The organism is Scopulibacillus darangshiensis (assembly GCF_004341035.1).
In the GTDB taxonomy this organism is placed as follows: Bacteria; Bacillota; Bacilli; order Bacillales; family Sporolactobacillaceae; genus Scopulibacillus; species Scopulibacillus darangshiensis.
This window is the reverse complement of the sequence record NZ_SLXK01000006.1, coordinates 142,960-150,912: the sequence shown is the minus strand read 5'-3', so window position 1 is coordinate 150,912 and position 7,953 is coordinate 142,960. Positions and strand designations below refer to the sequence as shown.

Here is a 7,953-nt window from a genome sequence, read left to right as displayed (position 1 = left end):
CTTTTTTCATTTATTTGATGCGTAATAGTATGACGAAATCGCTTGATGGGTAAGCATTTCTGTCTTATTGAGGATTTTCTATGAATAATCTAGGATTCCTATTCTTTTTCTGGCAACGATTACAGTCCTTATGATGCAACTATTGGGAATGGACGTTAAAGAGAAAATTAATAGTATTAGTAAAAGTTTTCCTATGGTACAAAATAAGTTATCCAAACGGGAGGCTTCCGGGGCATCTGCTGACGCATTAAAACGGAAGCTTGCCAGTCAATCTCAGACGATTAATCAAATGAAAAAAGAACTCGATACGAAAATCAGCAAAATAAAGGGTTTGAAAGATGATCTTAAACAGATAGAATCCCAAGTAAAAATGCAGAAAAAGAACAATCAGTCCAAGGAAGATGCCAGGCGGGCATCAATGTACGCTCAAACCTATAAAAATATGGATCCGGAAAAAGCAGGGGCCATTTTTTCACAAATGGACTCAAAGGTTGCTGCAAAGTATTTGGATATGCTGGACAACAAAACCAAGGCACATATTTTAGAGAATATTCCTGCGGATAAGGCAGCCGCCATCACACCATTACTGAATCCAAAGCCCGAGACAAACCAAAGTGCAAATCAAGGGTAATGACAGGAGGTGAAAACATCCGATGCAGGTGACACTCACTGCCCTCAAGCCGCGCAGAGAAAACAAACAAGTTGTACCAGGGAAAGTAAAGGTATCACAAACTTTTAATCAGGCTTTAGAACATGTTAAGGAAAAGCAGCCCAATGTCAATAAGAAACAAGTCAATGAAAAGCCTTTTGAGAATCTGGAGAACACGATTGATCAAATCAAAAAAGTTCTGGAAGATTTGCAACTAGAGAGCCACACAGATAAGGATGGCAATGGCTATCAAATCTATCAAATCCTTGCCAACTTAAACGCGTTGCTTTTTCAATTTTCTGGGCAAACTGAGCATTCCTCCACTGGGTCAGTTGAAGCGATCGCGGTGAAATTAAGCCGTATTTTAAATCATTTAGGAGGGCTTTTTACTGAACGATTGGAGAAAAGAAACGCGCAGCTGCCATCTGGCAGTCATCATACCGACCAGACAAAACCAAATGTCAGCGAACAAGCACCTACCAAGTCGGTAATACAGACAGTAGAAGATTTGATGAAAACAAATACAAGTGATGTTGCCAATGAATCTAAATCTTCGTCACATATAAAACAAACGGATGGGACTTTCCAAACCGGACATATGAACAAGATCCAACAATGGTTTGTTCATAAAAGCGGTCAGACGATACAAAAGGTTAGTGATCAGATCATACAGCACATTGAAAAATGGCTGGCTCAGTCAAATATCACAATAACAAGGGGTGGTCTTCAGCAGATGTCGATTCGACTTTCGCCGGATCACCTTGGTGAACTAAAAATCCTGATCATTCAGGATCAAGCCGGATTAACAGCGAAAATAACCGCTGCAACACAGGCTGCCAAAGATCTCATCCAGTCACAACTTCATCATCTTAGGCAAGGTCTTGCCAATCAGCAAATACCAGTCCATAAGTTGGAAATTTCACAGCCACTTAGGTTGGACAATCAGGATAGTTCCTTCCAGCAATATACTCAAGGCCATCGGGAGCGAGGGGGGGATAGCGGCCGGCAGCATGAATGTGATGAAAGAAATAATGAGCAAAAGATAGAAGGAAGGTCATTTTTGGACTGGCTTGCCATAGGAGGTGAAGAACGTGAAGATAGATGATTCATTGTATTTAGCCAATAAGCCCGAGAAGGATAGGGGACCAAATGATGTTTTAGGGAAAGACGACTTTTTGAAGCTCTTAATCACTCAACTAAAATATCAAGACCCTATGGAACCTATGAAGGATAAGGCATTCATCTCCCAAATGGCCTCTTTTACAACACTTGAGCAAACGAAGAACATGAGTGATATGCTAGAGCGCTTTGTTAAGACACAATCTACAAATGTACTGTCATCACAAGCTGAGATGATCGGTAAAGAAGTAACATGGCAAACCGCAGTAACAAATGAGAATGGTGAACCTTCTATAGAAGAAAAGACAGGTATTGTTATGGCTGTCACTTTAAAGGATAGTGCAGTTAAATACGTCACAGAAACGGGTGATACTATCGATCCAAGTCAGCTTGTCAGTGTTTGCAAGGCAAAGCCTAGGTGTTGATTGGCAGATACAGCCCGAATCAAATGAGGGGGAAGGAAAAGATGCTTCGTTCAATGTACTCCGCTATAAGCGGTATGAAAAATTTCCAAACAAAACTTGATGTGATAGGAAACAACATTGCTAACGTAAATACATACGGTTTCAAAAAAGGGAGAGTAACCTTCAAGGATATGGTCAGCCAAGAAATTACCGGAGCAACCGGCCCGCAAGGCGGAAGAGGCGGTATTAACCAGCAGCAGGTGGGGCTTGGATCCACGCTCGCTTCCATTGATAATGTCGACACACAGGGAAGCATTCAAACGACAGGCCGGCAGTTAGATTTGGCGATTTCGGGTGACGGGTATTTTGTTGTTTCCGACGGAAAAACAAAATATTACACCCGTGCCGGGAATTTTTATCTAGATAAGGATGGCAGCCTAGTTAATGCTAATGGTTTAAAGGTACTTAACACCAATGGTGATGCCATCCAGATAAATAAAAAGCAAGGTAATGGTCTAACGCTGAAAACCTTCTCGATCGGTGCTTCAGGTGAAATCACTGGGACCCTTTCGGATGGCACCATCAAGTCACTTGGACAACTAAAGCAGGTTACTTTTGATAATACGGGCGGATTGCAGAAGGCTGGAAGTTCTTTATACATTAATACAGCCAATTCTGGTGCCCCAATTCCATCGATGCCTGGAGAAGGCGGCGGGGAAATTGTTGCCGGTGCTTTAGAAATGTCCAACGTTGATCTCTCCGAAGAATTTACAAGCATGATTGAAGCCCAGCGCGGTTTTCAAGCTAATGCCCGTGTGATTACCACCTCGGATCAGATTTTACAGGAGCTTGTCAACCTAAAGCGTTAGGAGCAGGGGGAGGTGAGTGATGGGGGCCCCATCACACATCAATGATAAATTTAACACGATTAAATGGACATTCATTTACACTTAATCTCTTTCTGATTGAACAGATTGAGGCACTGCCTGACACAACAATCACTTTAACGAATGGAAAGAAAATCGTTGTTAATGAAACTGTAGAGCAAGTTACGGAAAAGGCGGTCGGTTTTATGAAACAGCTGCCATTGATTTCTGCAGTTTGTGCTAAGGAGAGTGGTGAGGCATGTTTAAAAGTAAAGGCTTAAATATAGTATTTATCATCATGGCTGTCGTTATTTTTCTAGGCATCTCCTCTTTCCTAGTTATGAATTATATTAAGGGCAATCATACAAGCGCTGCAAATGATGAAGTAACAATTGATGATATTGTGGAAAATTTGACGGTGGATACGGAAGAAATAACGACAAATCTCAGGGATGACGATTACATTAAGGTGACGTTTAAAATTCAGGTCTCGAATAAAGAAGCAAAGGAAGAGCTTGGGAAAAGAGAGTTTCAAGTAAAAAACGCCATTATATACACTCTCTCGGGGCTCACCCCAAAAGTATTGCTAGGACCCAAAGGGCTAGCCAATCTTGAAGCTATGTTAAAGGAAAAATTAAATGCTTTTCTAGAAAGAGGTCAAGTGACACACGTTTATACAACGGAAAAAATCATTCAATAGAGCAAGCTTTCGAAAAAAGAGGTGTAGCAATGTGTCTGACGTCCTGTCGCAAACAGAAATCGATGTGCTGCTGTCGGCGATTTCAACCGGAGAAATGGATGCAGAGGAATTAAAGAAGGAAGAAATAGAAAAGAAAGAAAAGGCTTACGATTTTAAAAGGGCTCTTAGGTTCTCAAAAGATCAGGTTAGAAGTTTGACGAGAATTAATGAAAATTTCGCCAGGCTGCTCACTTCATATTTTTCAGCTCAGCTGCGGACCTATGTGCAAATTTCGGTGGCATCTGTTGATCAGCTGCCCTATGAAGAATTTGTCCGCTCGATACCAAGCATGACCATTTTAAATATCTTTTTAGCGCCCCCTTTAGAGGGCAGTATCATTATAGAGGTGAATCCGAATATAGCCTATGCGATGCTGGACCGTCAGTTAGGCGGGAAGGGGCTAGGAGTCAATAAAATTGATAACTTGACGGAAATTGAAACAACATTAATGAGCCAGCTTTTTGAGGGTGCGTTGGATACTTTTAAAGGGGCGTGGTCTTCTGTCGTTGATGTGAATCCGTCAATGCTGGAATTCGAAACCAATCCACAGTTCCTGCAAATGGTATCACCTAACGAAACGGTTATTGTCATCTCTCTATTAACGACAATCGGCGAATCAAGCGGTATGATCAATATCTGCCTTCCTCATGTGGCCCTTGAGCCTGTCATACAGAAGCTGTCAATGCATTATTGGATGAGTGAAAAAAAGCATGATCGATCACCCGAAGATTTTAGATCACTGCAAAAAAGGGTTAATCAAGCGGGTCTTGCTGTGAAAGCTGAGCTTGGCTCGTCACAATTAACGGTCAATGAGTTTCTTAATTTGGAGGCGGATGATGTCGTTAAACTTCACCAAAAGGTTAGTGAACCGGTCGTTATTAAGATAGGGGAACAACCTAAGTTTCTTGCCCAGCCGGGAAAACGGGGCGGGCGATTAGCACTGCAGATCATGGAAGTACTTGTGGAAGGAGATGACAATAATGAATAATGGCGGCATGCTTTCACAGGAAGAGATTGATGCGCTATTGGGAAACGATAATGAAAGTGGGCGTGGTCAGCCGGAGGACATCGGTGAAAATATGATTGATCACTTCACTGAGATTGAAAAAGATGTTCTTGGGGAAATTGGCAACATTTCGTTCGGCAGTGCAGCGACAGCACTTTCGACCATTTTAAACCAAAAGGTAGAAATTACAACACCGACAGTAGATCTTGTTAGCAAAAGTCATTTGGAACAGGAATTCACTGTACCTTATGTTTCCATTCTTGTTGAATATACAGAAGGCTTCCAAGGGTCTAATGTTCTGATTGTTAAAACGAGCGATGCAAGTGTTATAGCTCATCTTATGATGGGCGGAGATGGTTTGAATCCATCGAATGTGATTGGTGAAATGGAACTTAGCGCTGTACAGGAAGCAATGAATCAAATGATGGGATCATCGGCGACTTCCATGTCCACCATATTTGATAGAAAGATCGATATTTCACCTCCAGCTATTGAGTTAATGGATGTTAAAGAGGATGTCGGCACAGAAAACCTGCCTGCTGATGAAATGATGTTCAAAGTGTCCTTCCGATTAAAAATTGGTAATCTGGTTGATTCTAGCATCATGCAAATCATTCCGATCCACTTTGCGAAAACACTGGTTGATTTACTGCTGAATAAAAGTGATAAGGTATCTCCGGTAACATTTGAAACGCCATCCGGCAGCTTTACACAGCAGGCTCAAGATATGAAGGAAAAGGGTCCGGACAGAGGGAAGCTTGAAAAAAAACAAGCGGTGCCTGACGAAACAGCAAAGCATTCAAAGGCTTCACACAGCAATGTACAGGCTGTTGAATTCTCAGATTTTAATGATCAGCCTGTGTTACAGGGAAAGTCACAAAATATTGAGCTCTTGATGGACATCCCATTACAGGTCAATGTTGAACTGGGAAGTACGAAAAAGACAGTGAAAGAGGTTCTTGAATTAAGCCCAGGGGCTATTATTGAATTGGATAAGCTTGCCGGTGAACCTGTTGATATTCTAATTAATCAAAAGAATGTTGCCAAGGGGGAAGTTGTTGTGATTGATGAAAACTTTGGTGTGAGAATTACGGAAATTCTAAATCAGCATGATAGACTGTGCAAACTATGATGGACAATAAGGGGGGAGAATAATATGGGACAAAGAATTTTAGTGGTTGATGATGCGGCCTTTATGAGAATGATGATCAAGGATATCTTGACGAAAAATGGGTTTGATATTGTTGGCGAGGCCGGTGATGGTCTGGAAGCTATTAGTAAGTATGAGGAATTGCGGCCCGATTTAGTTACTTTAGATATTACAATGCCAGAAATGGATGGGATCAATAGTTTGAAGAAAATTAGGGGAATTGATCCGCAAGCGAAAGTCATTATGTGTTCGGCGATGGGTCAGCAGGCCATGGTCATCGATGCGATCCAGGCTGGTGCAAAGGATTTCATAGTTAAGCCGTTTCAAGCAGACCGCGTCATTGAAGCGATTAAGAAAACTTTAGGATAAAAGCGGTACGGAGAAGGTGCATGGTGTGTTGCGAAAATGGATCGCTGCAGGGGGCATGCTGACAATAATCTTTTTTTGTTTGCAATCTATCACTCTTGCAGCAACATCAAATGATAGAAACACAGTGGAAGATATGTTTAAGAAACAAAGCGATCATGAAAAAGCATATAAAGGAACAAAAGCCGTTCAATCTGAGTCTGTTTCAGATGATCAAACGAGTCTATTTATAACCTTTATAAAATTAATCGGCGCGCTGCTTATTGTCTTAGCCCTCATCTATCTTTTATACCGGCTCGTATCAAAACGGACGAAGGCGTATCAGGATTATGGATCGATGAAGAATATCGGCGGTGTTTCAGTAGGGGCAAACCGCTCTGTTCAGCTTGTCAGAGTTGGTCAGGAAGTTCTGGTCATTGGGGTCGGTGATAATGTTCAGCTGTTAAAAGAAATTAAGGATCCTGAGTTAGTGGAGAATCTTCTGAACCAAGAAGAGACAGGTGATCCTCTCCAAATAAATATGAAAAAAATACTTAGCTGGACAAAAGGTAAAGCCTTTATGACACAAGCCAATCAAAACCAGCCGAGCGATTTTAGGATGTTATTAATGCAACGTTTGGCGGAAACGAAGAAAGACCGTCAAACAAAGATTGAGGCGCTGACCCGGAAGGATTCTAGTGATGAATGATATTGTACCAGGGATTGATACAAGTGTTTTAACCCAGCAGCCGCATGATGTGGCAACAACGCTGCAGCTCCTATTATTATTAACCATCTTATCCCTTGCACCAGCGATCTTAATATTAATGACATCTTTTACAAGAATCATCATCGTGTTGTCCTTTGTCAGGACGTCACTTTCAACACAACAAATGCCGCCGAATCAAGTGTTGATTGGCTTAGCCATATTTCTAACGTTTTTTATAATGGGACCGGTTTTTTCTGAGGTTAACAGTGAAGCTCTGCGACCATATTTAGACGGCAAAATCAATCAACATCAAGCCCTAAAAAAAGCCGAGGCACCTTTTAAGGCATTTATGGCTAAAGAGACGAGAGAAAAGGATTTGGAGCTTTTCCTGAAATATGGACACTTTGACAAGCCGAAAAAGATACAGGATATCCCAATGACTGCTCTGGTTCCAGCTTTTGCAATCAGTGAATTGAAGACCGCCTTCCAGATGGGATTTATGATCTTTGTGCCTTTCCTTGTTATTGATATGGTCGTCGCAAGTGTTTTGATGGCAATGGGAATGATGATGCTGCCCCCGGTGATGATATCGCTGCCGTTCAAAATTTTATTATTTATTATGGTTGATGGTTGGTATCTCATTATGAAGTCCTTGCTTATCAGCTATTAGTACAATCGTTAGAGAAGGTGAAGGAAATGAATTCAGAAATGATCTTATCTATCGCTGAAAAAGGTGTCATGACAACGTTGATTGTTTCGGGGCCGCTTCTCGCTATTGCCCTTATCGTTGGCCTTGTAGTCAGTATTTTTCAGGCAACAACTCAAATTCAGGAACAAACACTTGCTTTCATTCCGAAAATTGCTGCAGTCCTATTTGCCCTTATTCTCTTTGGTCCATGGATGTTGTCAAAAATGTTGGCATTCACTCAAGATATTTTCGCGAATCTGAATCATTTTGTAGGTTAA

At 41.4% G+C, this 7,953-nt stretch carries 12 protein-coding genes; all 12 read left to right on the top strand.

Going from position 1 to position 7,953, the window contains the following annotated elements; translation table 11 throughout:
* The first annotated feature begins 130 nt into the window (after positions 1-130).
* The 12 genes from EV207_RS06755 to fliQ are packed head-to-tail and all read left to right on the top strand — an operon-like array spanning position 131 to position 7,953.
* A complete protein-coding gene (locus EV207_RS06755) occupies positions 131-631 on the top strand; it encodes a MotE family protein (RefSeq protein WP_132744953.1) in 501 nt (166 codons plus the stop codon).
* A 22-nt stretch (positions 632-653) separates the two neighbouring features.
* The gene (locus EV207_RS06750; RefSeq protein ID WP_132744951.1) at positions 654-1,754 is read left to right on the top strand and encodes a flagellar hook-length control protein FliK; all 1,101 of its coding nucleotides are present in this window, start codon (positions 654-656) and stop codon (positions 1,752-1,754) included.
* Positions 1,741-2,193 carry a flagellar hook assembly protein FlgD gene (gene flgD, locus EV207_RS06745; RefSeq protein WP_132744949.1) on the top strand — a complete coding sequence of 151 codons (453 nt, stop codon included), beginning with the start codon at positions 1,741-1,743 and terminating at the stop codon, positions 2,191-2,193. Before EV207_RS06750 ends, flgD begins: the two co-directional genes overlap by 14 nt.
* Before the next feature lie 41 nt (positions 2,194-2,234).
* Entirely contained in the window at positions 2,235-3,041 is an 807-nt protein-coding gene (flgG, locus tag EV207_RS06740) for a flagellar basal body rod protein FlgG (RefSeq protein ID WP_132744947.1), read from the top strand.
* A 41-nt stretch (positions 3,042-3,082) separates the two neighbouring features.
* Positions 3,083-3,319 carry a flagellar FlbD family protein gene (locus EV207_RS06735; protein WP_132744945.1) on the top strand — a complete coding sequence of 79 codons (237 nt, stop codon included), beginning with the start codon at positions 3,083-3,085 and terminating at the stop codon, positions 3,317-3,319.
* Entirely contained in the window at positions 3,298-3,738 is a 441-nt protein-coding gene (gene fliL / locus EV207_RS06730) for a flagellar basal body-associated protein FliL (RefSeq protein ID WP_132744943.1), read from the top strand. The genes EV207_RS06735 and fliL overlap by 22 nt, the downstream gene beginning before the upstream one ends.
* 31 nt (positions 3,739-3,769) lie before the next feature.
* Complete coding sequence (fliM, locus tag EV207_RS06725; RefSeq protein WP_132744941.1) at positions 3,770-4,765, top strand: flagellar motor switch protein FliM; 996 nt, start codon at positions 3,770-3,772, stop codon at positions 4,763-4,765.
* A complete protein-coding gene (fliY, locus tag EV207_RS06720) occupies positions 4,758-5,915 on the top strand; it encodes a flagellar motor switch phosphatase FliY (RefSeq protein ID WP_132744939.1) in 1,158 nt (385 codons plus the stop codon). Before fliM ends, fliY begins: the two co-directional genes overlap by 8 nt.
* Before the next feature lie 24 nt (positions 5,916-5,939).
* Positions 5,940-6,302, top strand: coding sequence for a response regulator (locus tag EV207_RS06715; protein ID WP_132744937.1), 363 nt, complete (start codon positions 5,940-5,942; stop codon positions 6,300-6,302).
* Between the two features lie 25 nt (positions 6,303-6,327).
* Positions 6,328-6,987: a flagellar biosynthetic protein FliO gene (locus EV207_RS06710; RefSeq protein WP_132744935.1), complete on the top strand. Its 660-nt coding sequence runs from the start codon at positions 6,328-6,330 to the stop codon at positions 6,985-6,987.
* Positions 6,980-7,657: a flagellar type III secretion system pore protein FliP gene (gene fliP, locus EV207_RS06705; protein WP_132744933.1), complete on the top strand. Its 678-nt coding sequence runs from the start codon at positions 6,980-6,982 to the stop codon at positions 7,655-7,657. Before EV207_RS06710 ends, fliP begins: the two co-directional genes overlap by 8 nt.
* Before the next feature lie 26 nt (positions 7,658-7,683).
* Positions 7,684-7,953, top strand: coding sequence for a flagellar biosynthesis protein FliQ (fliQ, locus tag EV207_RS06700; RefSeq protein ID WP_132744931.1), 270 nt, complete (start codon positions 7,684-7,686; stop codon positions 7,951-7,953).